At 50.3% G+C, this 26,135-nt stretch carries 23 protein-coding genes; all 23 read right to left on the reverse strand.

Annotated elements, in window-relative coordinates:
* Nucleotide 1: 1 nt before the first annotated feature.
* Nucleotides 2-1,036: a UDP-N-acetylglucosamine 4,6-dehydratase/5-epimerase gene (gene fnlA, locus AFK62_RS12525; protein WP_053531944.1), complete on the reverse strand. Its 1,035-nt coding sequence runs from the start codon at nt 1,034-1,036 to the stop codon at nt 2-4.
* Complete coding sequence (locus tag AFK62_RS12530; protein ID WP_007681741.1) at nt 1,029-2,192, reverse strand: glycosyltransferase; 1,164 nt, start codon at nt 2,190-2,192, stop codon at nt 1,029-1,031. The genes fnlA and AFK62_RS12530 overlap by 8 nt, the downstream gene beginning before the upstream one ends.
* Nucleotides 2,192-3,349: a glycosyltransferase gene (locus AFK62_RS12535; RefSeq protein WP_007681738.1), complete on the reverse strand. Its 1,158-nt coding sequence runs from the start codon at nt 3,347-3,349 to the stop codon at nt 2,192-2,194. Before AFK62_RS12535 ends, AFK62_RS12530 begins: the two co-directional genes overlap by 1 nt.
* Nucleotides 3,350-4,042 carry a hypothetical protein gene (locus AFK62_RS22870; protein ID WP_226991960.1) on the reverse strand — a complete coding sequence of 231 codons (693 nt, stop codon included), beginning with the start codon at nt 4,040-4,042 and terminating at the stop codon, nt 3,350-3,352.
* A gap of 430 nt (nt 4,043-4,472) precedes the next feature.
* Nucleotides 4,473-5,762 (reverse strand): lipopolysaccharide biosynthesis protein, encoded by a 1,290-nt coding sequence (locus tag AFK62_RS12545; protein ID WP_071884322.1) that lies wholly within the window; start codon nt 5,760-5,762, stop codon nt 4,473-4,475.
* Between the two features lie 276 nt (nt 5,763-6,038).
* A complete protein-coding gene (galF, locus tag AFK62_RS12550) occupies nt 6,039-6,929 on the reverse strand; it encodes a UTP--glucose-1-phosphate uridylyltransferase GalF (RefSeq protein WP_053531946.1) in 891 nt (296 codons plus the stop codon).
* Between the two features lie 171 nt (nt 6,930-7,100).
* Entirely contained in the window at nt 7,101-8,519 is a 1,419-nt protein-coding gene (wcaM, locus tag AFK62_RS12555; RefSeq protein ID WP_007676132.1) for a colanic acid biosynthesis protein WcaM, read from the reverse strand.
* Nucleotides 8,520-8,530: 11 nt separating this feature from the next.
* Nucleotides 8,531-9,751, reverse strand: coding sequence for a colanic acid biosynthesis glycosyltransferase WcaL (gene wcaL / locus AFK62_RS12560; protein ID WP_007676129.1), 1,221 nt, complete (start codon nt 9,749-9,751; stop codon nt 8,531-8,533).
* On the reverse strand, nt 9,748-11,028 hold the full coding sequence (gene wcaK / locus AFK62_RS12565; RefSeq protein WP_007676119.1) for a colanic acid biosynthesis pyruvyl transferase WcaK: 1,281 nt from the start codon (nt 11,026-11,028) through the stop codon (nt 9,748-9,750). Before wcaK ends, wcaL begins: the two co-directional genes overlap by 4 nt.
* Nucleotides 11,029-11,104: 76 nt before the next feature.
* Nucleotides 11,105-12,583: an MOP flippase family protein gene (locus AFK62_RS12570; protein WP_053531947.1), complete on the reverse strand. Its 1,479-nt coding sequence runs from the start codon at nt 12,581-12,583 to the stop codon at nt 11,105-11,107.
* A 12-nt stretch (nt 12,584-12,595) separates the two neighbouring features.
* The gene (gene wcaJ / locus AFK62_RS12575) at nt 12,596-13,990 is read right to left on the reverse strand and encodes an undecaprenyl-phosphate glucose phosphotransferase (protein WP_007676112.1); all 1,395 of its coding nucleotides are present in this window, start codon (nt 13,988-13,990) and stop codon (nt 12,596-12,598) included.
* 82 nt (nt 13,991-14,072) lie between these two features.
* Complete coding sequence (gene cpsG, locus AFK62_RS12580; RefSeq protein ID WP_007676109.1) at nt 14,073-15,443, reverse strand: colanic acid biosynthesis phosphomannomutase CpsG; 1,371 nt, start codon at nt 15,441-15,443, stop codon at nt 14,073-14,075.
* A gap of 99 nt (nt 15,444-15,542) precedes the next feature.
* On the reverse strand, nt 15,543-16,985 hold the full coding sequence (gene cpsB, locus AFK62_RS12585; RefSeq protein ID WP_007676106.1) for a mannose-1-phosphate guanyltransferase: 1,443 nt from the start codon (nt 16,983-16,985) through the stop codon (nt 15,543-15,545).
* Nucleotides 16,986-16,988: 3 nt separating this feature from the next.
* Nucleotides 16,989-18,212: a colanic acid biosynthesis fucosyltransferase WcaI gene (gene wcaI, locus AFK62_RS12590; RefSeq protein ID WP_053531948.1), complete on the reverse strand. Its 1,224-nt coding sequence runs from the start codon at nt 18,210-18,212 to the stop codon at nt 16,989-16,991.
* Entirely contained in the window at nt 18,209-18,688 is a 480-nt protein-coding gene (locus AFK62_RS12595; RefSeq protein ID WP_007676087.1) for a GDP-mannose mannosyl hydrolase, read from the reverse strand. The genes wcaI and AFK62_RS12595 overlap by 4 nt, the downstream gene beginning before the upstream one ends.
* A 2-nt stretch (nt 18,689-18,690) precedes the next feature.
* Complete coding sequence (fcl, locus tag AFK62_RS12600; RefSeq protein WP_007676084.1) at nt 18,691-19,656, reverse strand: GDP-L-fucose synthase; 966 nt, start codon at nt 19,654-19,656, stop codon at nt 18,691-18,693.
* Between the two features lie 2 nt (nt 19,657-19,658).
* On the reverse strand, nt 19,659-20,780 hold the full coding sequence (gmd, locus tag AFK62_RS12605; RefSeq protein ID WP_007676080.1) for a GDP-mannose 4,6-dehydratase: 1,122 nt from the start codon (nt 20,778-20,780) through the stop codon (nt 19,659-19,661).
* A gap of 231 nt (nt 20,781-21,011) precedes the next feature.
* A complete protein-coding gene (wcaF, locus tag AFK62_RS12610; protein WP_007676073.1) occupies nt 21,012-21,575 on the reverse strand; it encodes a colanic acid biosynthesis acetyltransferase WcaF in 564 nt (187 codons plus the stop codon).
* A 22-nt stretch (nt 21,576-21,597) separates the two neighbouring features.
* Entirely contained in the window at nt 21,598-22,350 is a 753-nt protein-coding gene (wcaE, locus tag AFK62_RS12615; RefSeq protein WP_007676071.1) for a colanic acid biosynthesis glycosyltransferase WcaE, read from the reverse strand.
* Between the two features lie 14 nt (nt 22,351-22,364).
* Nucleotides 22,365-23,585 carry a colanic acid polymerase WcaD gene (gene wcaD / locus AFK62_RS12620; RefSeq protein WP_007676068.1) on the reverse strand — a complete coding sequence of 407 codons (1,221 nt, stop codon included), beginning with the start codon at nt 23,583-23,585 and terminating at the stop codon, nt 22,365-22,367.
* Nucleotides 23,560-24,777, reverse strand: a complete 1,218-nt coding sequence (wcaC, locus tag AFK62_RS12625) for a colanic acid biosynthesis glycosyltransferase WcaC (protein ID WP_007676066.1) — start codon at nt 24,775-24,777, stop codon at nt 23,560-23,562. Before wcaC ends, wcaD begins: the two co-directional genes overlap by 26 nt.
* Complete coding sequence (gene wcaB / locus AFK62_RS12630; RefSeq protein ID WP_085960976.1) at nt 24,774-25,262, reverse strand: colanic acid biosynthesis acetyltransferase WcaB; 489 nt, start codon at nt 25,260-25,262, stop codon at nt 24,774-24,776. The genes wcaC and wcaB overlap by 4 nt, the downstream gene beginning before the upstream one ends.
* 2 nt (nt 25,263-25,264) lie before the next feature.
* The gene (gene wcaA, locus AFK62_RS12635) at nt 25,265-26,110 is read right to left on the reverse strand and encodes a colanic acid biosynthesis glycosyltransferase WcaA (RefSeq protein ID WP_032984590.1); all 846 of its coding nucleotides are present in this window, start codon (nt 26,108-26,110) and stop codon (nt 25,265-25,267) included.
* Between the last annotated feature and the right edge of the window lie 25 nt (nt 26,111-26,135).

The following is a 26,135-nucleotide window of genomic DNA, read 5'->3' on the forward strand; positions in this document are numbered from 1 at the left end:
TTTATGCATCCAATTCGTATTGCTCGCCTGAACGTAAGGCGCGAATGAACGATAGCTTGAGAAGCAACGTTTTCATACCTTCCACATTAAGGCGGGTAGTATTGTGGGAATTATAATCCTCAACTTCGGAGATGCGACGATCACCTTGCTCAACATATTTACCATAGTTAAGATCGCGCAGATCAGGCGGTACGCGATAATAATCACCCATATCAACAGCTGCAATCATTTCCTCACGGCTTAGAAGTGCTTCATATAATTTTTCACCGTGACGGGTACCAATGATATTGATTGAGTGATGCGTGGCATTTAAAAGCTCTTTGAGTGCAATGGCTAGTGTTTCAATAGTTGCCGCAGGTGCTTTTTGTACAAAAATATCTCCATTACTTCCATGTTCAAAAGCATACAGCACGAGATCTACCGCGTCCTCAAGGGTCATCATGAATCGTGTCATGTTGGGATCAGTGATAGTGAGCGGTTGACCAGCTTTAATTAAATCGACAAATAATGGAATAACAGAACCGCGTGAGGCCATCACGTTTCCATAGCGAGTACCACATATGACAGTTTTGTTAGTATCTACATTACGCGATTTAGCAACCATTACTTTTTCCATCATCGCTTTGGATATACCCATAGCGTTAATAGGATAAACAGCTTTATCTGTACTTAAGCATACAACTCGTTTGACTTCATTAGCAATCGCCGCTTCGAGAACATTTTCAGTGCCGAGTACGTTAGTCTTCACTGCCTCCATCGGGTGGAATTCACATGAAGGAACTTGTTTAAGTGCTGCCGCATGATAAATAAAATCCACTCCACGTGTTGCGTTAAGGATACTGCCATAGTCACGCACATCACCGATATAAAACTTTAGCTTATGATTATTATATTTCTTACGCATGTCATCTTGTTTTTTCTCGTCACGAGAAAAAATACGTATTTCTTTTATGTCAGTATCCAGAAAGCGATTTAACACAGCGTTCCCAAAAGATCCGGTTCCGCCTGTTATTAAAAGTATTTTTTCTTTAAACATTTTTACCCTCATTTTTAACAAGATATTCTTTGATTAGTTCAACTATAGTTTTTACACGTTGTTCCTGGGAGCCGTATTTCTTGACAATTTTAGTTGCTTTATCAAATCTGCGCTCGATATTTTTATCCTGCATTGCTTGGTATAATGCATCAGCATAAGACTCACTATCACCGGATTGGTAATAATACGCATAATCACAACATATAGATCTTGAGAAGTTATAATCTGGAACAACCAGGGGCTTCAGTGTAGCCATAGCTTCGATATAGCTTGTTGAAAATACCTCAAGCGCGCTTGGTTGCAGAACAACATCATACTTCGAATAAATGTGTATTGCTTGCGAGTGGGCAAAAGATCCAATATTTTGGAATAAATCATCAACCCCATGTGTTTTAGCTATATCAAGGATAGTTCTATAATCATCCTGCGAACCAATGGTTAATATTATTTTAAAGTTAGGATTGTATTTTTCTTTAAGCAATGCGGCGGCTTTAGGAATCCCTTCGAGATCTTTATGTTTATAGTAAGCTGTAGGCACAAGTATCAGACAAGGCTGCTCATTTGTTTTATAAAAATTCGGGTCAATTAGTTTATAGTCAAGAAAATCTAAGAAATCTTTTGATACTGAATTATAAATCACATGTATCGGTGCGTTTTTACCAATTAATTTTTGCAATTGAAACTTAGAGGCCTCAGTTTGAGCTATCCATACATCAGCTTTCTTTATTTGAATTCTTTGATATAAAGTTTTAAATTTTATTTTTAGCTGTTCTTTTTTATTCCCATATAACGAATAAGCATAGTCTGAGGCGCCCAGAATATAAGGATTACTGCATCCCATAATGTGGGAAATCGAGAATCGTATATAAGCCGGACCTGCTGAAGTATAAACTAATTTTGGCCTTAGTGATTTAACTAAGGCTTTAATTTTCATTCGAGCTAAAAAGGATGATGCAGGAGAATGATAAGAAACATAAAAAGAATCTTGTACGATCAGTTCTTTCAATTGTTCATATACTTGCGGACTTAATATATAAAACCACTCCAGACCGTACCCTTTATTGTTTATAACTTCCTTTATAAAATTTACGCTATTTTGAACACCTCCACCCACCACATTTGTAGAGCAATTAAAAACAATTTTTGTTTTTTTCATTATTTGGTCAGCCTGATAAACTCTTTAAATTTTTTTAAATTTGCGTAGACGGAGTAGTTTTCTTCAAATATTGTTTTCAGCGATGAAGTAATTTGTACTTTTTGTTCTTTAGCAATATCAATTAAATTATCAACATTCGAATTTGTTGGATGATACTCTATACCCGTGTATTTTATTTCTTCACTTATATCACCAATTGCATTAGTGATTACAGGCACCCCATAAGATAGTGCTTCAACATATTTTGATGGAAATCCGGCTTTAGCATATCTCTTATCTTCGCGGAAAAAAACGCAATAATCAATTTTAGAATACCATGTAAATACTTCTTGCATTGGTATTCGCCCCAGAAAAACACATACCATATCAAGTTCGTTTTTATTAGCTCTGTAATCAGGATAAAGATTAAGAAACTGACTCTTATCAATTCCAGCTATATAAAATATTACTTCTGATTGAGCCTTTTTACTGTGTAGCAGCTCCCCAACAAAGCTATCGAGTCTGTCTTTCTTACCTGGAGATCCTGCATAAAAGAAAATTACTTTATCAGAGGAATTACTTCTGTTCGCCTTACCTTTGTAACTGTCACTCAATGGCGGAATTTTTATAATATTTTTTCTCTCGCTATTATAAAATTGCTCCAGATAAGTTGATATGGCTATTACATTTCTGAATAGTGGATATGCAATATGCATACGACACCAATTTTCTAAAGCTGCGGCTCCGTACTTACCGCCTATAAGATGTTCGCTTTCATACCATTCTGTTGAATCAAGAATTATTTTTTTATTAAATAGCTTTCCTAGAAGGAGGACAACTAAAGAAAAAAGGAACGGAGTATTATAAATAATTACATGAGTATATTTTTCTTTATTTAATATCATCCAAGCTACTACTTTCATTCCCATAAAAAGAAAATTTATGAGCTTTTCTATTTTTGAGCCTTTCTTCTTATCTAGAACAGAGAACGATATATGAGTAGTTTTGTTGTTGACTTTTTTTTCACTATCGGTCCCTTGTTCCCACCCACCTACATAGATACTTTCGCATTCATCAATAAGCTCTAACATATCAACTATTTTGTGAACTCTTTTCCCAGCAGCATCCATATCAGGGAATCTAAACATCCCTGTATAAAAAATTTTAAATCCGCCCATTTAATTAACCTCTCTACTTCTTTTAAAATTCATATACATGCTTAAACCTAAAATCTGTAATACAGGAAAGAAAAGTATAAAATATCGCAAGTTAATAGTCGGGTTAAATAGCCAGATGCCAAAAAAAGCATTTATCATTGCGAGTAAATATTTTTCTTTTTGCCCCATATAAAATTTATAATTAATTATTGAATTAATTATAAAAGGACTAAGAAAAAATAAAAACAGCACCTGAGGTATGTTTTTAAACCTGCCTACATCAATGCCATTATCCTCAATAAAGTTAAAGGAAATAATCGCATCATGAACATATTGAATAGCGCGAATCGGATTTAGTAGTAACGAGCCAATATAATAATTTCTATTTATATTATAAACCAAATAACTCATCCCATCTGATAATGTTGATTCATTAAAAAATTCCGTCTGGTATTTTGCTAACACTCCGTTAATCAGAGATAAGAAAACATACGCAATAAGAAATTTTAACAGATGTTTTTTATTCCCAATGATAAAAAAGAAATAAAGCAGAAGTAGTGCTGGTAGCTGAAAGCGAATCAAAGCAGATAAAAGCACTAATATAAAAAATGAGCCCCATTTTTTGCTTATAGAAAAACTAACAGCTAATAATACTATCAATATGGTAAATGAATCTTTATTAATTAATTGTGCGAAATAAATCAATGGAGTCATCAGAAAAAAACTTAGCGAAAACGAAGAGTCCAAGCCGAGTTTTTTTACAATTGATGAATACACTTTCAATGAATAAAACAGGACACACAAATTCACAATAAGCGAGAGTGATTCATAAGATATATTTATATTAAGTGCGTTTAAGAAGCTGTTTATGCAGTAATATAATAAGGAAATGCCGAAGTTGTTATTTAACCCTGAGAAGCTTATCCAGTCCCCCGTATCTTTAATGTCTTCAATGTAACTTAGATACACATAATGATCATGTATATTTACGGGATAAAGCCATCCCTTCACAGGTTCATATGTAAATCCGTTATCATATACAAAAAATAAAAAATAGAGTAAGCTGCCAAAACAAAATAATAGGAAAAGATAGTATCTAAATATTATAGAATACTTATAGCTACTTTGATAATGTGTCATGTTGCTACTTTATCCATAAATAGGTTGTGATAACGCTTATAAAACAAAAAACAACATATCCATGACAATATTTCATATTAAATTTCATGGGGTAAAGCTTTTCTGAAACTATCCATGTTGAATAAGTAAGCAATATATTTGATATGAATATAGCAAAAGCTACACCCATGAGCCCCCACGTAAGACCGGCAATAATCATCAGAACAAATAAAACGATTGTATTAATTACATAGATGTAAGATATATATTTGGTCTTTTCGCTTAATTTTATCCCTGCATCAACCATTTCTTTCACGACCAGGAGAGAAGTAGCAGCGATCATAATATAAGTTGGTTGCTGCGCCTCCGCGTATGATTGAGGTATAAAGAACCGAAAAATTATCCATGTAATAATGAATAATAAAACGGTTACAATAGGTAATATACATAAGACCAAATTAAATATTTTTCTTATATTTTCAAGAGCATTTTTATTTTTTTCATCATAGAGTAAAGGATACCATACCATACAGAATGCACTTACGCCCACAAGCATAAGTGTAGCTATTTTAGTTGATAGCGCAAATATACCGATGACTGCTTGCGTGAATATTATGTATAGAATAAAACGATTGCCATATTGTGCTATTACACTTGCAATTCTACCAGGCAATTGAGGAAGTGAAAATTGGAGTAATTTTCTCAAATCTACACGATTCATTTTTACTAATAATTCTTTTCGTAAAATTATCATTGCCGCAATCAAAGAAACTAAATACGAAATTAGCAATGCGAAAAAATAGCCTTTGATACCACTTTTTAAAATAATTATTTCTAAACAAGCCAAGCCTGCGAACGAAGTTGTTTGCAATATATTTATAAAAACCACAAGCTTAACAGGTCGTCCATATCTAATAACTAAGCCGTTAATTACATGTAAATTAGCAAGTAAAACGCACCCCCCTGAGAGACTCAATTCAATATATGCTGAATTACCTAATGATAGTAATGATGATGTCACAGGCATTAGTGCCAAATAAAAGGTACTAGTTAGCAGCGATAATGCAAGCACGCCCAAAAACGCAGTCTTAGGAATGGCTTTACTCTGATGAAAATATCTTTGCACGGCAGTATCTAACTGACACATGCCAAATACCATAAATATATTATACAATGATAGTATTAATTCTAGCCTGCCCATTTCTTGTGGAGCGAGGTAATGTGTAAAAAGGGGAGTTAACAGAAACGGCAATAATCTAGAAATGCCTGAGACAAAAAGAAAAACAACCATTTCTCGTATGAACTTAGTGATCATTTTTGAATTTTCTAAATATGATTTTTAATGTAAATGAACAAGCACGCTACCGCCCCTGGCTCAACAGCTACCAGTCAACTGAAGACACTAATATGAAGGTATAAGCGTCTGTCTGATAATCAAATTATCGTAGTAATGAATGACAGATCGCGACTAACAAAAAAAACGAAACGGCAGTGAGTCTGTCGAGTATAAATGCTTATCAACCCGAATGCTCAACTGCCGTTTTATCAAAGGCTATCCTGCCTGTATAGCGTTCCGCGCAGAACGACTGGATTACGCCAGCAGTTTCTTGATGCTCTCGCGGAACTTCTGCCCTTCTTTCAGGTTACGCAGGCCATAGTTTACAAACGCCTTCATGTAACCCATTTTCTTACCGCAATCATAGCTGTCGCCGGTCATCAGCATCGCTTCAACAGGCTGGTCCTCGTTGAGACGCGCAATGGCATCGGTCAACTGAATACGGCCCCAGGCCCCAGGCTCTGTCTTCGCAAGCTCATCCCATACATCGGCAGAAAGCACATAGCGGCCAACCGCCATCAGATCAGAGTTGAGTGTCTGCGGCTGGTCTGGCTTCTCAATAAAATCAACGATACGGCTGATTTTACCTTCGGTATCCAGTGCATCTTGCGTAGTGATGACAGAATATTCAGAAAGATCGCCTGCCATACGTTTTGCGAGTACCTGACTGCGACCATTTTCCTGGAAGCGCGCAATCATTGCGGCCAGGTTATAACGCAGCGGGTCGGCAGACGCGGCATCAATAATCACGTCAGGCAGTACAACCACAAACGGGTTATCGCCAATGATTGGGCGTGCGCACAGAATTGAGTGGCCAAGACCCAGCGGCTGCGCCTGACGCACGTTCATGATAGTCACGCCCGGCGGGCAGATAGACTGCACTTCTGCAAGAAGCTGACGCTTCACACGCTGTTCAAGCAGCGCTTCGAGCTCGTAGGAGGTGTCGAAGTGGTTCTCAACCGCGTTTTTGGAGGAGTGAGTGACCAGTACAATTTCCTTGATTCCCGCCGCTACGATTTCGTCGACGATATACTGAATCATCGGCTTATCGACAATCGGTAGCATCTCCTTCGGAATAGCCTTAGTGGCTGGCAGCATATGCATGCCGAGCCCGGCTACCGGGATGACTGCTTTTAAATTAATCATTTTCTCTCCCACCTCAAAAGGTTGATGAATTATAGTCGTTTACCGGTCATTAGCCAGTATGAATTTATCAATGGCACCAGAGCCATAGCCCCGCGACTCTCAGGGAAAGTGGTTATACCTTCTATGAATTCATACCGTTAATCGCCAGGATAATTCGTAAAATCTGGGCACTCATTTTGTGATCCGGCTTGGCAGCGCAAAATTCAGCTTTTCCGCATTCACGTGCTGATGGTCCACCCGGTCAATGTCGACTGAACTCTGCCCTTTCTCATTCACTGCCTGGATATTCGCGAGGGACAGCAGCGTGTCGTCTTTGGCCATGAAACGCCCGCGTACATCTTTTCGCAAGTCGAAACGCATCTTCAGCGCCGGGCCGACGGTCGCTTCCTGCATCACCTTCACGTTGCGAATGAACAAGTGCTGCGGCTTGTTATGGAGCTCAAGCGTAGCGCGCTTCATATCGACATTAGTGATAGCCACAAACGACGTCGCGTTACCGGAGGAGATCTGTATCCCGCGCAGCTTATACGCCAGGTTGCGGTTATCCATATGGATCTCGTTAAGCTTGAAGTTTTGCGGAATCGACAGGTAATTACCTTTAATCACGCCGTAGCCAATCAGCATACCCGCGCTGTTAACCATATTCACGTTATCAATCAGGAAATTATCGCAGCCGTAAATGGCTACCGTCGCGTTATCGATCCCTGCCGTTTTACTGAAGTCCGGCGTGATATTGGTGGCTTTCACATTACGGATGACAAAATGTTTACCGTTTTCCACATGCACCAGCTGGCGGCAGTTACTGCCGGTGATATTCGCCACGACGAAGTTTTTGACGGCCTGGCTTTCCGGGTAGGCATTATCGTAAGTGCTGCCCGCAAGACCGATGCCAATGCCCCAGTTAATTTTGCCGTTCGTGCAGTTGATCTGGTCGAGCACGTGATCGGAGATGAGAAGTTCGGAATCGTTAATCGCGACGTTCCATTCGATAGCGTCACCCTGAAGACGCTCAAAGCGTCCGTTGGTGATACGCACATCGCGCAGTTCGTTATGGAACCCCTGGCGCAAAATGCCGTAGTTAGCGTCGTGGATGTAGATATCGTCGATCACCAGCCCCTGCATCTTTTGCGGCTTTTTGCCACCGATGTAAATCTGCATCACAGGGCCGAAGCCACTCATTTCGACGCCTTTAATCGCGACCTGCGAGCCGCGCACATCGAGAATAATGTTATGCAGGCGGCCCTTCTTCTCGCCCACAATCTGACAGCCGTCCTGAAGAATGAAACGTCCTTTGCCGTTGCCTTTCATCGTGCCCAGCACGCGCAGCGTTTTCCCGGCAGGCATAAACACAGGGCTATTGATGTTGTCGCAGGTGAGACTGGCGGGCACTTCAACAGTCCCGGCTTCGTCAAAAGCGAGTTTGAACGCCTGCGGCCAGTTATCCTGGTAATAGTCAGCAACGTTAACCGTTTTGCCGCCCGTTACGGCCTGGGCGGCGCGACTGTGCAATAACGGCAGCAGCGCCGCAGCGGCGCTGGCCTGCACGAAAGTCCGGCGGGTCAGGCGCCCGGACGACATCATTTTACGCATAAAACCTCGGGTTACAGGGTTTGCAGCAGGCCCGCGAGTTCGCGGTAAATGCGCTGCTGGTTAAACTCGGTTTCCACTTTTTCACGGGCGCGGCTTAGCATCGGGCGCAGCGTCTGCTCATCAATGTCCGCAAACGCCTGAAGCTTATCGGCAAGCGCATGGGCGTCGTTTTCCGGCACCAGCCAGCCCGATTGTTCGGCATCGATAAGCTCCGGAATACCGCTGTGGATGGTCGATACAACGGGAATGCCCACCGCCATCGCCTCCATCAGCGCCACCGGAATACCTTCCATATCGCCGTCGACACCCGTGACCGAAGGCAGCAGGAAAAGGTCTGCGTCATCGAGCATCGCTTTCACCTCATGGCTCGGCTTAAAGCCCGGCATAAACACACAATCTTCAAGACCGTATTGCTCAATCAGCGTATGCAGACGGCGCTCCCAGGGGCCGGTTCCCAGGATGTTGTAACGAAAATCCACGCCGCGACCTTTCAACAGGCGACACGCTTCGATCGCCACATGCAGCCCTTTTTTCTCGGTCAGACGCGCCACCGAGATAATTTCAAGCGGCGTGCCCGGCTGCTTGAGCGGACGCAGAGAGAATTTCTCCATATCCACGCCCATCCGCGAGACGGCAATTTTCTCCTGCGGGCAGCCCATCGCCTTCAGACGTTCAGCCCACAGTTCGCTAATCGGCAGCATTAAATCGCCGCGACGAAACAGCTGCTGATATTCCGGCGTGTAGCGTGTCAGCACCTCGCGGTGCGACACATCAATGCCATGAAACACGGTGGCGATTTTGCCATCCAGCACGCCCAGCTCGCGCAGTTTCGCGGCGGTGACGCCCGCCGGGCCAAAGTGCGCGATAAACACATCCGCCTTCAGCGTACCTGGCACGCGTCCACATATTGCAGAGAGAATAAGGTTACGTGCTTCGTCGCCGTAGCGGCCCATATTCAGCGCACGCCAGGTACGGGCATTGAACAATCCGCGCGCGGTGTGACGTGCGCGATATTTGAGCTTAGCGGCCTTGCCTTCCGGCTCTTCCAGCAGGAAACGGGTTTTCTGCGCCAGGTTGTATTCGGTGTAAGCGGCATGGGTATTTTTCAGATCGCCCTTCTGCAACGAGACGATCTCCACCTCATACCCCATATTGATAAAGCCGACTATCTGGTTCAGGACGAACGTTTCCGAGGCGACCGGGAATTTCAGCAGAAAGAAGCTGACTTTCATCGAACCCCTCCCGCGCGCATCAGCACGGATTTCACCATCTGATGGCCCTTCTCGCGTTCGGCGGCCACGGCGGTTGCCAGACGTTCGTTAATCTCCGACAACTGACCTAAGGTATCGCCCACCATCGCCTGTAGCGATCCGTCCAGCAAGTGGCGAATTTCAATAGCCATCTCCGGCATACCAAGCTGCTGCATAATGCCCGCAGATTTGTGCTCGTAGTTAATGGCAATGGCTGGCGTGCCAAAGTTCATTGAGATAATCGCCGAGTGCAGACGAGTCCCGACAGTCAGCTCACAGGCGCCAAGAATTTTGCCCATCTCAAGATCGTTTAGCTCATCCATCACCACATGGAAGCGCGACGGATCCTTCACAAGCTTGCTGAGATTCAGCGCTACCATACGGTCATCTTTGTTGTAACTGTCGATGCCGGTACAGGTGGAAAGCGCCAGCACCTGATAGCCTTCATCAATGATGCGATTGACCACATTGGCGAACGCCTGTTCATAGGCCTGCTGAGTGGTGCCAAGACGTTTGTCGAACGGCGCGAGTTCGCGCAGCGTGATCGCCACCGTTTTGTCGCGGGCCGCGACGTCCAGCCAGTGCTGCACCGCGTAGCTCGCTACAAAATCCTCGTTGTGATGCTCGACAAGCCAGGCGGTATCAACGCCCAGTTCCACTTTCGAGGTGTCAATCTGGCCTTTTTTCATCAGATCCAGACTTACGGTTTCACGCAGGATAAGCGCGTCGCAGTGGCCGAAGACGTAGTTTGCAAGCTGATTAAACTGCGGCTCCTGGAACGGCCCGACACTGTGGCCGACCATAAAGAGCGGCTTTTTCGCCATAAACGTGCAGAGCGCATGTTCAAATTGTGGGGTGCCGTAAAGATCGACAAAAAACGAACCGCCGACCTGGATAATGGCATCGTAACCGCTAAGCAGGCCGACGAAATCGGTGAAACCCTGCGGCAGGGAGATATTGCGAAGCTTCCCGTTGCCGGTCACCTTGGCGAGCAATACCTGATGCTGGTAGCGACGACGCAGCACTTTTTTCACACGTCCCATGACGCCTGCGGCGTTATTAAACTGTTTCATCTGTTTGTAGAGCGGGTCAGGCATGACCTCTCTGTCCAGCAGCCAGGCGGAGCTCACCGGATAGCGGCTCATCACGTCCACTTCCGCAGACGGGTCCTGAAGCGCTATCGCATCAATCAATCCGCGCAGGATAGCGCTGTCGCCACGGTTTCCGCAGGTGTGGTTGCCAAGAATGAGTAACTTCATGTTGACCTCTGAAATATACGCTCGCCCTTTCCGCTAAGGCAGCGGCGGGCTCGCGCATCAATAATTTTTAACGGGATCAGCCTGCACGGAGCAGCATTTTCATTTTATCGTTGCGGCAAAACTGGCGTTTCAGTTCCACCACCAGCGCATTGCGCGACAGCACAATCGTTACCGCGAAGGCCAGCACGCCCGCGGCAATTTGCACCGCCAGCAGCGAGGCGAGCGTCAGATGCCCTTTCAGCGCTACGCCCAGAGCAAAGCTCACCACCAGGGTAGGCAACGAGAGCCAGAATGGCAGCAGAATGCTCTGGATATACTCGCGGTAGCTTGAGCCGAGCACCGGCTTAATCATGATGAAATAGCTCAGAATAGTGTTGATTATCTGCACCAGCAGGAAGCCGAGCGTCACGCCGAGCGCGCCGCCGAGATGCCCGCCTGCGATAATCGCCGGAATAAACAGAAAGGTTTTAAACACGTTGAATTTAAAGCTGATGTCCACGCGCGCTTTCGCCATCAGCAGCGAACCTATTGGGTTACCGATAGAGCGCAGCAGCCCAACTACGCACAGCAATTGCAGGATTGGGATAATGCTCACCCACTTCTCGCCAAAGACCAGCGGCACGAAGTTATTCGACACCACCATCAGCCCCAGCAGCGCCGGGAAGTTAATGATTCCGACCACCGACAGGAGCTTGTAGAAGTTCACGCGCAGCTTATCGATATCATCCTGGATTTTGGCGAATGCCGGGAACAGCACGCGGGTGATAATCGGGTTAAGTTTCATCGGCGGAACGACCGCCACGTTGTAGGCGAGGTTATAACCGCCCGCGACCGCCGCGCCGAGGATACGCGCCAGTACCAGCGTCGACAGGTTGGTATTGACGTAATTCACCAGGCTATCGGCGGTCAGCCACGCACCAAACTTCAGGTTAGACGAGACGGACGCGAGCGAGAAATGCAGACCCGGACGGTAAATCTTACGCCCGAAGAAACCAAACAGCGCGGTACGCACCGCCGTATTCACCAGGTAACCGAGGATAGCGGTCATCGCGACCGGCCAGTACTGGGCGGAAATCACCGTAAAGGTGAAGCCCGCCAGCACCGAGAAGGTTTCGATGGCGCCAATCTTGTTAAACTCCAGCTCTTTTTGCATCAGCGCGCGAAACTGCTGACCATGTGGGATCACCACGAAGGCGAACGCCAGCGTTTTAATCAGCGGCACCAGATCCGGGTTATGCAGCACGCCTGCAATAAGATCACTGAGTAAAAACACCGCCACGCAAACCGCAATCCCAAGGCCGACGTTCAGCCAGTAGAGCGTGGTGAGTTCGAGGTTGCTGATGGTTTTGCGCTGGATAATCGAGTTCGCAATCCCGAAATCGGAAAGCGTATCGGCCAGCGCGATGATCACCAGGCTTATGGTCAACAGGCCAAACTGATGACCATCCATCAGCCGCGCCAGGATGGTCATCTGCACCAGCCCAAGGCTGATGATGATGACCGTCGAAATCGCGGACCACTTGGCGCCGCTAATGGTTTTGTCGCGAAGGCTCATGACCCACTACCCTTAATATGCCGCTTTGTTAACAAAGCCTTTGAACACGGTCAGGAAAACTATCTTGATATCGAGCCAGACACTCCATTCACGGATGTACTCCAGATCGAACTCAATACGTTTTTCCATTTTTTCCAGGGTATCGGTCTCGCCGCGCCAGCCGTTGATTTGCGCCCAGCCGGTGATGCCCGGTTTTACTTTATGGCGCAGCATGTAGCCCTGAATCAGCGCGCGATACTGCTCGTTGTGCGCAACCGCATGCGGACGCGGGCCGACAATCGACATCTCGCCGGTCAGTACGTTAATAAACTGCGGCAGTTCATCAAGCGAGGTACGGCGCAGGAAGTTCCCCACTTTGGTGACGCGCGGATCGTTCTGCGTCGCCTGCGTTACCACTTTGTCGTTTTCCATCACGCGCATGGAGCGGAATTTCCACACCATAATCGGCTTGCCGTCCATCCCATAGCGGGTCTGGCGGAAGATGATCGGGCCTGGCGAGCTGAGCTTCACCGCGACGGCGATACAGCAGAGCACCGGCGAAATCAGCAGCAAAATCATCGAAGCCAGAATGATATCTTCCACACGCTTAAGGATGCGGTTGATACCGGAAAGCGGGGTATCGTAAAGCGGTACCACCGGCACGCCGTTTACGTCATCCAGGCGTGAATGCAGGATGTTGAACGTAAACACATCCGGGATCAGCATCACGGAGCAGGTGGTATCGGAAAGCTGGCGTACCAGTTTCTTCATCTGCGCCCCTTCGCTCATAGACATCGCGATATAGACGTTGTGGATTTTGCCCGCGCGGGCATCTTCCACCAGCTGCTCAAGGTTGCCGGCCCAGCCTGTCGGCACGCCGCCGGGTTCAGGATCGTGATATACACCGACTACTTCAAAACCGAGCCACGGCTCATTGCGAAAACTCTCGGCGAGCTGCTGGCCAACCGGCTGTGCGCCCGCAATCGCCACGCGACGGGTATTGTAGCCACGGTTACGCAGCCAGCCCGCGGCGAAGCGGATAAACGAACGGCAGACAACCATGCCCACCCCGGTCAGCAGATACCAGGCAAAGAAGACGCGCACCGGGCTGTCAAAGTCCGGGTTAAACGCCATCAGACCTGCGCTAAAGACCAGGCTCATGGTCCAGTTCTGCAATAACAGCAGCAGTTCGGTTGAGATTTTGACGCCGCGCCAGGAGCGGTAAAAATCGGTAATGCCGCCAATCATCTGGAACACAACGAGAGTGGTCAGGGCCATCAGCAGATGCATGTAGAAAAACGGCAGCTCATTGATCCTGCACACCACCCACAGTCCGACAAACATAATGGTTATGTCGGAGAATCGTTGCACCAGAGAGATTAACGATGCATTCGTTTTGGCTCGTTCGCGCTTTTTTAGATTTGTCATCGTCGTACCTTCAGGCGCCGTAAGGCGCAGTTAAGCGACTGCCCGGCATCGACTTGCGCCGACGCCGGGCGGCCGCGCCGTTTTACTGATTCAACAGAGCCAGAATTTCTTTGGTTTTCGCCTGCATCAGCTCGGTATCGCCGCGTGATTCCACGTTCAGGCGCACTACCGGTTCGGTGTTGGACGAACGCAGGTTAAAGCGCCACTCGCCACACTCCATGCTGATGCCATCGGTGTGGTCAATCGCGCTCGCCTGCGGCGCGAAATGCGCTTCCACACGCTTAATCGCGACAGCCGGATCTGCCAGCTTGCTGTTGATTTCGCCGCTCGCCGGGAACGCCGCCATACGGTCGCGAACCAGTTCACCGAGCGACTGGCCTTTCAGGCACAACAGCTCAGTCACCAGCAGCCACGGGATCATGCCGCTGTCGCAGTAGGCGAAATCACGGAAATAGTGGTGCGCGCTCATTTCGCCGCCGTAGATGGCGTCTTCCTGGCGCATACGCTCTTTGATGAACGCGTGACCGGTTTTCGACATCACCGGCGTACCGCCCGCGCCCTTCACCACGTCCACGGTGTTCCAGGACAGACGCGGATCGTGAATGATTTTCGCGCCAGGGTGTTTTTCGAGGAACGCTTCGGCGAGCAGGCCGACAATGTAGTACCCCTCGATAAACTGCCCGGTTTCGTCGAACAGGAAGCAGCGGTCGAAATCGCCGTCAAAGGCAATTCCCATATCCGCGCCATGTTCGATAACCGCGTTGCGGGTATCGTCGCGGCACTCCGGCAGCAGCGGGTTCGGGATACCGTTCGGGAAATTGCCGTCCGGGGTGTTGTGTACCTTGATAAATTCAACCGGTACGCCTTGTGCCTTAAAGCGCGCTTCGATGGCGTCCACCACCGGGCCTGCCGCGCCGTTGCCGGAGTTAATAACAAGCTTCAGCGGCTTTAAGTTACTGACGTCGATATAACCCAGCAGGTGATCGATATAGGCATCGCGCAGGTCGATTTTTTTGTAGCTGCCGCGCGCGGCCTCATTCACCGGCGGAAAGTCATTGGCTTCCGCCAGACGCTGGACATCGCGAAGGCCCGTATCGCCGCTAATCGGGCGCGCCCCTTCACGTACCAGTTTCATGCCGTTGTAATCCATCGGGTTGTGGCTGGCCGTTACTTCGATACCGCCGTCAACGCCCAGATGGAAAGTCGCGAAATAGATCTCTTCGGTGCCGGAAAGGCCGATATCCAGCACATCCACGCCCGCGTCCTGCAGGCCTTTTGCGAGCGAAAGCTTCAGGGATTCGCTGGTCAGGCGGACATCGCCGCCAAGCACGATGGTTTTCGGTTTCAGGAACTCGCCATAGGCGCGGCCAATACGCCACGCGATATCGTCATTCAGTTCTTCGCCCAGACGCCCACGAATGTCGTAGGCTTTGAAACAGGTTAGCTTTTCCATTTTTATCTCTTAGGTTCTCTTTTTTGTTGGAAAACAATCAGCAAGAGGCGGTGCGCCGGTTTCACGCGGCAGACGCCTGCCGCGTGATATGCCGCAGGATCACACCCGCCCGTAACGGTCAGCGAAGCGGATCACATCGTCCTCTTCAAGGTAGGTGCCGGAACGCACTTCAATCAGGTCAAGCGGGATCTTGCCGGGGTTTTCCAGGCAGTGCGTGGCGCCAAGCGGGATGTAGACCGATTCGTTCTCACCCACTAGTTTCACTTCATCATTGATAGTCACCTTCGCGGTGCCCGCCACCACAATCCAGTGCTCGGCGCGGTGATGGTGCATCTGCAAAGAGAGCCCTTCGCCCGGCTTCACGGTGATGCGTTTCACCTGGTAGCGTTCGCCCTGATCGATGGAGTCATATTTGCCCCACGGACGGTACACTTCGCGGTGAATGTGGTGCTCGTGGCGGCCATCGGCTTTGATTTTCTCGACCACTTTTTTCACGTCCTGGACGTGGTTGCGATCGGCAATCAGCACCGCATCTTTGGTTTGCACCACAACGAGATCTTTCACGCCAACGGTGGTGACAAGGCCAGATTCGGCATAGACATAGCTGTTTTCGGTGTTGTGCGAAATCACGTCGCCGTGATGCACGTTGCCTTCCGGCGAATGGTTGGAGATCTCCCACAAGGACGACCAGGAGCCGACATCGCTCCAGCCTGCGTCCATCGGCACCACCACCGCGTCGGCGGTTTTTTCCATCACCGCGTAGTCGATAGACTCTTCCGGGCAGGCCAGGAAGGCTTCTTCATCTACACGGATGAAGTCGAGATCCGGGTCAACAGTGCTCATCGCTTTTTCGCAGGCATCCAGAATATCCGGGCGATATTTCGCGAGCTCTTCCAGGTAGCGACCCGCGCGGAACAGGAACATGCCGCTGTTCCAGTAATATTCCCCGCTGTTGACATAACCGCGTGCCGTGTCGAGATCCGGTTTTTCCACAAACTGCGCCACGCTGAAGGCAACCGCGTCTACGGCCACTTCCGGGTTGCAGACGTCACCACGACGGATATAGCCGTAGCCGGTTTCCGGCAGGTTCGGCACGATACCGAAGGTGACGAGCTTACCGCTTTCGGCAAACGGCATCGCCGCGCGCACTGCGTCACGGAAGGCGTCTTCGTTCTGAATCACATGGTCAGCCGCCAGCACCAGCATCAGCGGATCGGTGTCCGGGCTGTTACGTTTCGCCGCCAGCGCCGCGAGCGCAATGGCAGGTGCCGTGTTGCGCCCGGCGGGTTCAAGAATGATGTTTTCTGTCAGCTTGTTCAGCTGGCGCAGCTGCTCGGCGACGATAAAACGGTGCTGTTCGTTACAGATAACCACCGGGCTTTCGCACTGCACACCGTTTAAGCGGCAGACGGTGGTCTGAAGCATTGTCAGATCCCCTTTCAGGCAGAGGAACTGTTTTGGGTAAAGCACGCGGGAAAGCGGCCACAGACGGCTACCGGAGCCCCCTGCCATAATTACCGGAAAGAGTTTGGACTGACTCATGGCTTAACCCCGAATATCAGCGATAAATTGGCTTAACACGTTCTCTTTTTCGAGCGTGCGTTCGGCATATTCACGTGCCACCGTGTTGTCTTTAGGGAGCGAAAGCGCACTCAGTATCCCGTCCGCCAGCGCATCCACCGACTCGGGTTCTACGCAGACCGCGATGCCAGGCTCTGCAAGGCAAAGCTGACCGAGTTCTGTGTCGCTTTCTGCGGTAATCACCGCGTTGCCGCCCACCGCCAGAATATTGGTGAGCTTTGACGGCAGGACCGCGTCGGCCGCGCCGCGTTTCTGAATGACCAGATGGCAGTCCGCCATCCTGAGCAGTGCTGGCAGGGCTTCATAAGGTTGCAGCGGGAAAAACTTCACGTTGGTCAGTCCACGCTCCGCGACCATTTTCTCAAGACGCGCTTTGCCGCCGCCCTGGCCGACAATCGCGAATACCCACGGCTTCTCGGTAAAGCGGGCCGCCACCTCAATGGCGCTCTCAAGCCCCTGCTTCTCGCCGATGTTGCCGGAGTAGAGAATGATTTTTTTATCCGCAGGCAGGCCGAGCTGCTGGCGAAGCGCCTGGGCGTCCTCGGTTGTCACTTCCCGGAAACGCGCCACTTCGGACCAGTTCGGGAAGAAGATCAGCCGCTGCGCAGGAACCCCTTTTTCTTTGGCTTTGTTCATCATTGAGCGCGAAATCGTCGAAACGTTATCGACGTTATGCAGACCACTGCGCTCAAAACGACTGGCGAGACGGGCAATTTTGCCGCCTTTGCCGCGGCCCGCCATGCCAAGACCAAGCATGGCGTCCACTTCGTAATCCTGAATGTGCAGCACTGTTTTGGCACCGGAAAGCTTCGCCAAAAGGCGCATGCCCGGCGTGCAGAACAGTGTTGGCACGACGCCAATGATGCGATCCGGCTTCCAGCGACGCTGGGCCAGCAGCGGGAAGAACGAACTTGCTGCAAAGCTGCCGAGATGGATCAGGCGTTTTAATGTTGAAGGCTGTTTCGGAACATACAGCGGGCAGCGCCACACGGTGGCCGCACCCTGCTCTTTGCGCCAGCGCCAGGAGGAGTAGTTCTCCCCCACTTTCCAGGCCGGGTAGTAAGGCGGTGCGGTAATGACCCGCACCTCATGGCCCTGACGGGCCATCCATTCCACCATCTCGCCGGTGTACTTACCGATACCGGTTAGCTCCGGCGAGTAGTTAATGCCGTAAACCAGGATTTTCATAAGCCCGGGACTCCGGCAAAACGCTCAGCCATGAAATAGGCGCGGCTGTTGTCGTGCACATCGTTACTTCCCACGATCGAAGCGGGCGACTGCCAGCGGTAGGCCTCGTGCTGCTCTTTGGGCAGGTTGAGGTCGTGCGCATTTACACGCAGCCGGAACCCCAGCACGATGTAGTGGGTCGTAAAATCGGTCCCGGAGAAGTTGTCGTCATAGAAGTGCTGCCAGACGCCGTAAAACTCTCCCTCCGGCATCGAAAAGCGTTTGCCAAGCTCCGCCTGTGTGAGACGTTCAAACGCCTGCGCCAGCGGCTCATCTTTCTGAACCCGGCCGCCCGGCACGAACCAGAAGCCCTGCGCCGGACGATTGGTACGATGACCGAGCAGGAACTCCCCCTGCTCGTTCTCGACAATCAGATCGATGGAGATAAGCGGCGTGGAGCGCACCACGGTGGCAAAATCTTCCTGACTTAAAAACATCCTTACCCCCGGAAACGATGCTGGTTTTCAAGGAACCACTGGTAAGTGCTGGCAAGGCCGGCCTCCAGTGAAATCTCGTGATACCAGCCCAGTGCGTGCAGACGATTTACGTCGAGCAATTTGCGCGGCGTACCGTCCGGTTTAGACGCGTCAAACACCACGCGGCCTTTGTAGCCCACCACTTTGGCGATGGTCTGCGCCAGTTCGCGGATGGTGCAATCCACACCGGTGCCCACGTTGATGTGCGACAGCATCGGCTCGGTGTTCTCCTGCCATACCTCGCGGTCGAGTTCCATCACATGAATGCTGGCGGCCGCCATGTCATCCACATGCAGAAATTCGCGCATCGGCGTGCCGCTGCCCCACACCACCACATCGGCGGCGTTTTCCTGCGTCGCTTCATGGAAGCGGCGCAGCAGCGCCGGGATCACGTGCGAGTTGCTCGGGTGGAAGTTGTCGTGCGGACCATAGAGGTTGGTCGGCATCACCGAGCGGTAATCGCGGTTGTACTGGCGGTTATAAGACTCGCACAGCTTGATACCCGCGATTTTGGCGATGGCGTACGGCTCGTTGGTCGGCTCCAGCGTTCCCTGCAGCAGTTCGCTTTCCGCAATGGGCTGGTTCGCCAGTTTCGGATAGATGCAGGACGACCCGAGAAACAACAGTTTGTTCACGTTGTGCAGGTGCGCCGCGTGAATGATGTTGCTCTCAATCATCATATTTTCGTAGATGAAGTCCGCCGGATAGGTGTTATTCGCGACAATGCCGCCCACCTTCGCCGCCGCCAGGTAAACCTGATCGAGCGCAGCATCCGCAAAGAATGCGTTGACGGCCGCGCTGTCCAGCAGGTTCAGCTCGTCACGCCCTTTGAGCACCAGCTCGACGTCGTCGCGCTGCTCAAGCTGGCGAACGATGGCCGACCCCACCATCCCGCGGTGGCCGGCCACAAAAATACGTTGCTTTTTCATGCTCAGGACTCCAGCGCGATGGCAACCTCGTAGCCGTGAGATTTCAGCAGCGAGTGTTTCTTCGCCGCTTCGAGATCTTTCGCGACCATTTCAGAGACCATTTCCTGCAGAGTGATTTCCGGTTTCCAGCCCAGTTTTTCGTGTGCTTTGGTCGGGTCGCCCAGCAGGGTTTCCACTTCAGCAGGACGGAAGTAACGCGGGTCAACCTGAACGATAACGTCGCCCGGTTTCACGCCCGGTGCGTCGTGACCCGTTACGGAAACCACGATGCCTTTCTCTTCCACGCCAGTGCCTTCAAAGCGCAGTTTGATGCCCAGCTGCGCGGCAGCCATTTCAACGAACTGACGCACGGAGTACTGCACGCCAGTTGCGATAACGAAATCTTCCGGCTGTTCCTGCTGCAGCATCATCCACTGCATTTTCACGTAGTCTTTGGCATGGCCCCAGTCACGCAGGGAATCCATGTTGCCCAGATGCAGGCAAGACTCCAGACCCTGTGCAATGTTGGCGATAGCGCGGGTGATTTTGCGGGTTACGAAGGTTTCGCCGCGACGCGGGGATTCGTGGTTGAACAGAATGCCGTTGCACGCGTACATGCCGTAGGATTCACGGTAGTTAACGGTGATCCAGTAGGCGTACAGTTTCGCGACAGCGTACGGAGAGCGCGGGTAGAACGGCGTGGTCTCTTTCTGCGGGATTTCCTGCACCAGGCCATACAGCTCAGAGGTGGATGCCTGGTAGAAACGGGTTTTCTTCTCAAGACCCAGGAAGCGAATCGCTTCCAGCAGGCGCAGGGTGCCCATGGCATCAACGTCTGCGGTGTATTCCGGGGATTCGAAGGAAACCGCTACATGGCTCATCGCGCCAAGGTTATACACTTCGTCCGGCTGCACTTCCTGCAGGATACGGGTCAGGTTGGAGGTATCGGTCAGGTCACCGTAGTGCAGGTGAAATTTCGGGTTGCTGCTGTGCGGATCCTGATAGATATGGTCAACGCGCTCGGTATTGAAAGAAGACGCGCGGCGTTTGATACCGTGGACTTCATAACCTTTCTCAAGCAGAAACTCAGCCAGATAGGAGCCATCTTGTCCGGTTACGCCGGTAATGAGAGCAACTTTACTCATAATTTGTTTTTCCTCTGTTTAAATCGGACTTTGCCTGGCTCACCAGGCCGTTTATTAATTCAGGGATCAGTGTCCTGCTCCCCTTTCCCAAACCCTCTCGGCTTGAGAGGGGAAATCTGTTGCGGGGTGGAAAGCCTTTGGCCCCTCACCCCAGCCCTCACCCCAAAGGCGCGAGGGAAAAAACCGTTTAACGCTTTACCGACAGTGTGGGTGCTTTTATTCCTTCTCCCTTCAGGGGAGAGGGTCAGGAGTCACCGCGACCCGGTCGCGAACGATCTGCGCCGGGTTACCGCGACAAATCTTGTTCGCCGGTAGCGTCTTAAACACGCTGCTGCGCGCGCCGACCACCGTGCCTTCGCCGATGGTCACGCCCGGTGCGACAAACACATCCGTCGCAAGCCAGGCTTTCTCGCCGATAACAATCGGCTCGGCGGTAATATCAAAATGCGGGCTCATATAGTCGTGACTGCCGGTACACAGGTAGCATTTCTGCGACACCACGGCGTTCGCGCCGATGGTGATATCCCCGAGCGTGTACAGCACCGCGTCATCCCCGACCCAGGCGTAATCGCCAATAGTTAATTTCCACGGGTAGGTAATTTGCACCGAAGGGCGAATTACCACGCCTTTGCCAATACGCGCACCGAATAACCGTAATAAGAAAGCGCGCCAGCGATATAATATTTGCGGAGACCAGGCAAACAGCGTTGCCTGCACCGCCCACCACAGTTGAACCTTAATAGGATGCCCACCCCGGAAGCCTTTCGGCACCGAGAATCCGCTTAAATCCTGCATATTCTTTCCTTATGGCAAGGCTTTATGCTTTGTTATACAGCGCCTTAGCTTTTCCGGTCGTACGCAAGCGTAATAAATAAGAAAGTTCTGTTAATAATCCAGGAACCCGTAATATGTTACGCTGGACTTTTTTAGCGTCCCGGCATAATTCCAGATTATTCGAGGTTGACACGCCGCCCATAGAGAATTCTGACACCAGCCCGTTCAGCCGTTTAAAGCCGTAGCCAGATTTATACATTTTGGCGGTTAACGCGTAATCGGATGAGACTTTATATTGCAGATCGTAGGGGTACTTCTTAAGCCCGGAAACCGGGAAGAAAATGGCCTGATGGCTGGCCGGCAGGCTGTGGTAAATATACCAGCCGCTTTTCGCGTTGCGACGAACTTTATTGCCATCGCCGAAATCGAGCAGCGCATCGCCAATATACATCGCGTCTTCATTCACAGGCGCAGCGGCTAACTGACGTGCAACGTCTGCCACATTAGGATGAAAAATATCACCGGAATTCAGAAAAATCGCAAAGCGACCGTTGGCCATTTCGATGCCTTTATTCATCGCATCGTAAATGCCGTTGTCTTTTTCGCTGACGAAACGCAGGTTGTACTGACCGTTGAGATCTTCCAGGAACTGTGCGGTGCCGTCGTTTGAGCCGCCGTCCACCACAATCCATTCAAACTCGATCTCCGGCGCCTGCGCCAGGTGGGCCAGGGACTGCCAGGTCTTCACCACCCCTTCGTAATTTCGCCAGGCGACAGTAATTACACTTAAAAGCATCCGGGCCTACCTCATCAGGAATCTGTAATGTTTAACGCTTTACGCAGAATAAACGGGCAAACAATTAAGAACGCATATTCCGGGCTAAAAATCGAACCGGTAAAAAACAGGGATACAGGTGTAAATAACCACAGCTGTACGCGAAAATTCTGATTATTACCAAAAGCATTAATCATCATTTTCCCGACCCTGAACATATACCAGCCGGTGAGTAACACTGCGAACCATGAGAAATAAATGATTAGCAGGTAGAGCCCATTGTCTATTGTTTTCCCGACGTCCGCACCGTTAAAAATTCCGAATGATGCGACATATTCGTAAAGCGAACCAAAACGCACTACACCATCGATATTCGTCAGTGAATATCCCACCATGACCAGCGGGCCGATGATGCGATAATACGATGACGAACCCTCAGTGCCTAAATCGCCGATTCGCCCCGCGATATACGGGAAGGCGAAAACCACACCTACGATAAAGACAGCCAGGGAAACAATTGCCAGCGGCAACTTTTTACGAATTGCGTTTTTATTAAGATACTGAAACGCCCACTCAAGCAAATAAAACAGGATAAATGTCATCACGCCCGAAAACGAACCCGATAAGACTATCCCTAAAAGAATCATACCATCGGTTTTCGGCGTTTTGATACCAAACTGTTTGATGCTGAGCCAAATTGAGATTAACGCCAGAGCGAAGAACGCTGGCTCAAAATACATCGCCGTGGTGCGCTTGCCGCCAAACTTAATGAAATTGAGTACATAGCTGTTGCTGTAGATGAGGAACTTCGAGATGTTCTCCATCAGGCTGCTGCCGCCAGTGAGGATAATCTGCGCCATCTCCAGCGCAGCCAGCGCGACAATAAAGCCGACCACGAGGTAAAACAGCCGCAAAATTTTGCGGTAGTTACGCGGCGAGACGGTCTTAAAGCGGATGCTCCACGTCATACCAATGATGATAACTGTATAGAGAAACAGCATCGTCGAGGTCACGTATTTACTGGCATCCAGCGACTTACCGAACAGATAGTTGAAGAGCGTTAATCCTGCGCCTATACCCAGCGCGATCATCAGTTTCTTCAGATTTATCTTGTCAACAAACAGCAGCAGCAGCGCCGGCAAAAATGTCACAATCGTAATCGGGAAACTCTCGCCGAGCTGCGCCAGTTTGACGTTCACCACCAGATAGATGAACGGCAGCAGCAGATAGCTACAGATTCTGATAGAACGAGACATATTCCTCCAGCATCTGTTGGCCGCTGTACGCTTCCCGGCTGCGCGCCCGGAAGGCCTCAAGCGTGGTGCCGAACACCGCTTCGGCAATCTGCGCTTTGCCGCGCTGGGCGAGTAACAGCGCCTCTTGCTCGTCGACGGTTTTTCCGCCGGACTTATTGAGCACCTCCTGCGCCGCTTCGCTATGGGTGGCAATAACCGGTACGCCGATAGAAAGCGCTTCACACAAAATCAGCGGGTAGTTATCAACGCGCGAAGTAAACAGCAGGGCATCCATCTGGTTCAGTTCATTCATCAGCTTGCGTTTGTCAGTCAGAAAGCCGTGGTTCACCACGTTTGCGCCTTCAAACGGCGAGAATTTACCGAACGTATGCACTTCAACGTTATCGCCAAGCGCCACCAGATCGCGCACCAGACGCTGATTGGTTTTACCGTCGTAGCGTAAATCATGCGCCACGACCGCGATTTTCGGCGCGCCCGTACCTGGTGCCATCAGCGGTAATTCGGCAAGAATCGCTTCGGTCGCCACGTCGATACCGTTATTGATGATGTTGCAGCGCCCTGCCCCGTAGAGGCTATTGAACGCATCGGCTACGTGCTGGCTTGGTGAAATAAAGTGGCAGCCGAGCGCCAGCATGTCGCGAAAGCGCTGACGCTTGCTCTCTACCAGGCTGTGCGCGCGGTCTACTTTCACCGGCGGGTAGTTGTCAAGCGTCGGGCATTTCTGGCAGCCGGTTTTCCAGCCTTCACAGCCGTCGAGAAACGCGCAGCGGCCCGTAACGCTCCAGTGGTCATGCAGCGTCCAGACGAAATTCACATCGCGTTTGTGCGCTTTAACTTTCTGGCAGAACGCCACGACCTTATCGAGATTGAGCCAGTAGCTGTGCAATACATGAAAATGCAGCACGACTGGCCCGTCGGTACGAGTAATGCGACGGTAAAGCCCGTCGAGCGAACCGAAGAGATCCTGGTTTACGAAACGAAACAGCGCGATGTTGGCAACAGATGTCAGACGTGGCGTGTGTTTTTCCACTTCCGGGTAGTTGTCATGACTGACGCTTTTCTTGCCGCCTTTGCCGTAGCCGTAAATAAAACGAGAACGCATCCCTTTTTGCAGCGCGCGCTGATGAAGATCCAGCGCAACCCCTGCCGCGCCGCCTTCTGCGAGGCGGACATTAAACTGTAAAATATTCATTTAATTACCTTCACCCGCGCTTTTTCACCCACTACCAGCGCATTGTCCGGCACGCTGTCCAGCACCACGCTGCCCGCACCGATGGTGACGTTATTGCCAATGGTGATATCGCCAATGATCACGACATTTGCGCCAAGCTCCACACCGTTGCCGATAACCGGGCACGCCAGATTGTCGGCCCCGCGATTACCGATGGTGACGCCGTGACGGATAATGAAATCATCGCCCGCGACCACATTTTTATTGATGACAACGGCATAGCCATGATGAATGGTGAAACGGCGGCCAATCGTGGCGGCAGCCTGGATTTCATAGCCGAAAAAACATTCGGTAAAAAAGCGGTAAAGCAGCAGCACTGGCACTGCCCACAGGTTATTCAGCACGTTTTTTTTGCGCCACACCGAGCAGAAGTGCGCGATGCGATAAGCGACCACCATGCAGCAGGGGCGCAGGTTCCATGAATTAGCGCGCAGATCCTCAAGCAGCATTATTTCCCCCGCAGGCTGTCGGCCAGACGTTTGGTATTACGCACCGACAATAAAGTCAGCAGCGTGCGCCAGTTCATGCGCTTATTACGGATCTGATAGAGCGTAAAGAGCTGATATTTTTTGCTGGCGCGGTCGAATTTATCTTTGTGTTTGCGGTAGAAGTGGAAATAGCCTGCAAATTTTTTCGCCGATTTCGTAATCTGCATTTCACCGTGATTGATGTGCAGAATTTGCGTCGCGTCTTCCACTTTCCACGGCTCGCCGTAGGTCACCACCATGCGCAGGAACATGTCATAGTCCTGGGCGGCGGCGAGTTCGTTATCAAACAGCGACTCTTTAAAGCGCCAGGCCCAGGTGAAAACCTGGTTGCCGACGATGTTGCGTTTAAAGAAAAGCTTCAGCGACCACGGCGATTTCGGGTAGAGCGGCAGACTGTTCGGCTGAGAGTAAACCTGGCCTTCGCACAGGTAGTCGTTGGCGTAGAGAAACGCGTGGTGGTTCAGCTTCTCTTTATGCGACAGGAAGACCGACAGACGATTAGGCATCCACTCATCGTCATCGTCGATGCCGGTGATGAAATCACCTTTCGCCTGCAAAATAGCCTGATTACGCACCGCACACGCGCCGGAGTTGAAGTCGTTACGCGTGTAGCTGACACGCGGATCGTTGAGCGCCAGAACGAAGCTTTGCAGTTGCTCCCAGTTGCTGGAGCAGTCATCGACAATGATAAGCTCCCAGTTGTCATAGTCCTGGCGCAGCACGGAATTGATAGCCCGGATGGCCAGTTGCTGACGATTCCACGTCGGCATGTAAACAGAAACTAATGGGCGCGCTGTGCTGGTCATTGTGGTTTCTCCGAATGCTAAATGG

Source organism: Cronobacter condimenti 1330 (assembly GCF_001277255.1).
Lineage (GTDB): Bacteria > Pseudomonadota > Gammaproteobacteria > Enterobacterales > Enterobacteriaceae > Cronobacter > Cronobacter condimenti.

What these genes read in the sequence shown, in the direction of transcription:
- wcaM (WP_007676132.1), bottom strand. Translation starts at nt 8,519, where the DNA reads ATGCGTAAAATGATGTCGTCCGGGCGCCTGACCCGCCGGACTTTCGTG.
- AFK62_RS12535 (WP_007681738.1), bottom strand. Translation starts at nt 3,349, where the DNA reads ATGGGCGGATTTAAAATTTTTTATACAGGGATGTTTAGATTCCCTGAT.
- wcaF (WP_007676073.1), bottom strand. Translation starts at nt 21,575, where the DNA reads ATGCAGGATTTAAGCGGATTCTCGGTGCCGAAAGGCTTCCGGGGTGGG.
- AFK62_RS12545 (WP_071884322.1), bottom strand. Translation starts at nt 5,762, where the DNA reads ATGATCACTAAGTTCATACGAGAAATGGTTGTTTTTCTTTTTGTCTCA.
- AFK62_RS12595 (WP_007676087.1), bottom strand. Translation starts at nt 18,688, where the DNA reads ATGTTTTTAAGTCAGGAAGATTTTGCCACCGTGGTGCGCTCCACGCCG.
- cpsB (WP_007676106.1), bottom strand. Translation starts at nt 16,985, where the DNA reads ATGAGTCAGTCCAAACTCTTTCCGGTAATTATGGCAGGGGGCTCCGGT.
- wcaD (WP_007676068.1), bottom strand. Translation starts at nt 23,585, where the DNA reads ATGTCTCGTTCTATCAGAATCTGTAGCTATCTGCTGCTGCCGTTCATC.
- fcl (WP_007676084.1), bottom strand. Translation starts at nt 19,656, where the DNA reads ATGAAAAAGCAACGTATTTTTGTGGCCGGCCACCGCGGGATGGTGGGG.
- wcaI (WP_053531948.1), bottom strand. Translation starts at nt 18,212, where the DNA reads ATGAAAATCCTGGTTTACGGCATTAACTACTCGCCGGAGCTAACCGGT.
- gmd (WP_007676080.1), bottom strand. Translation starts at nt 20,780, where the DNA reads ATGAGTAAAGTTGCTCTCATTACCGGCGTAACCGGACAAGATGGCTCC.
- fnlA (WP_053531944.1), bottom strand. Translation starts at nt 1,036, where the DNA reads ATGTTTAAAGAAAAAATACTTTTAATAACAGGCGGAACCGGATCTTTT.
- wcaK (WP_007676119.1), bottom strand. Translation starts at nt 11,028, where the DNA reads ATGAAGTTACTCATTCTTGGCAACCACACCTGCGGAAACCGTGGCGAC.
- AFK62_RS12530 (WP_007681741.1), bottom strand. Translation starts at nt 2,192, where the DNA reads ATGAAAAAAACAAAAATTGTTTTTAATTGCTCTACAAATGTGGTGGGT.
- cpsG (WP_007676109.1), bottom strand. Translation starts at nt 15,443, where the DNA reads ATGGAAAAGCTAACCTGTTTCAAAGCCTACGACATTCGTGGGCGTCTG.
- AFK62_RS12570 (WP_053531947.1), bottom strand. Translation starts at nt 12,583, where the DNA reads ATGAGCCTTCGCGACAAAACCATTAGCGGCGCCAAGTGGTCCGCGATT.
- galF (WP_053531946.1), bottom strand. Translation starts at nt 6,929, where the DNA reads ATGATTAATTTAAAAGCAGTCATCCCGGTAGCCGGGCTCGGCATGCAT.
- wcaA (WP_032984590.1), bottom strand. Translation starts at nt 26,110, where the DNA reads ATGACCAGCACAGCGCGCCCATTAGTTTCTGTTTACATGCCGACGTGG.
- wcaE (WP_007676071.1), bottom strand. Translation starts at nt 22,350, where the DNA reads ATGCTTTTAAGTGTAATTACTGTCGCCTGGCGAAATTACGAAGGGGTG.
- wcaJ (WP_007676112.1), bottom strand. Translation starts at nt 13,990, where the DNA reads ATGACAAATCTAAAAAAGCGCGAACGAGCCAAAACGAATGCATCGTTA.
- wcaC (WP_007676066.1), bottom strand. Translation starts at nt 24,777, where the DNA reads ATGAATATTTTACAGTTTAATGTCCGCCTCGCAGAAGGCGGCGCGGCA.
- wcaL (WP_007676129.1), bottom strand. Translation starts at nt 9,751, where the DNA reads ATGAAAGTCAGCTTCTTTCTGCTGAAATTCCCGGTCGCCTCGGAAACG.
- AFK62_RS22870 (WP_226991960.1), bottom strand. Translation starts at nt 4,042, where the DNA reads ATGACTCCATTGATTTATTTCGCACAATTAATTAATAAAGATTCATTT.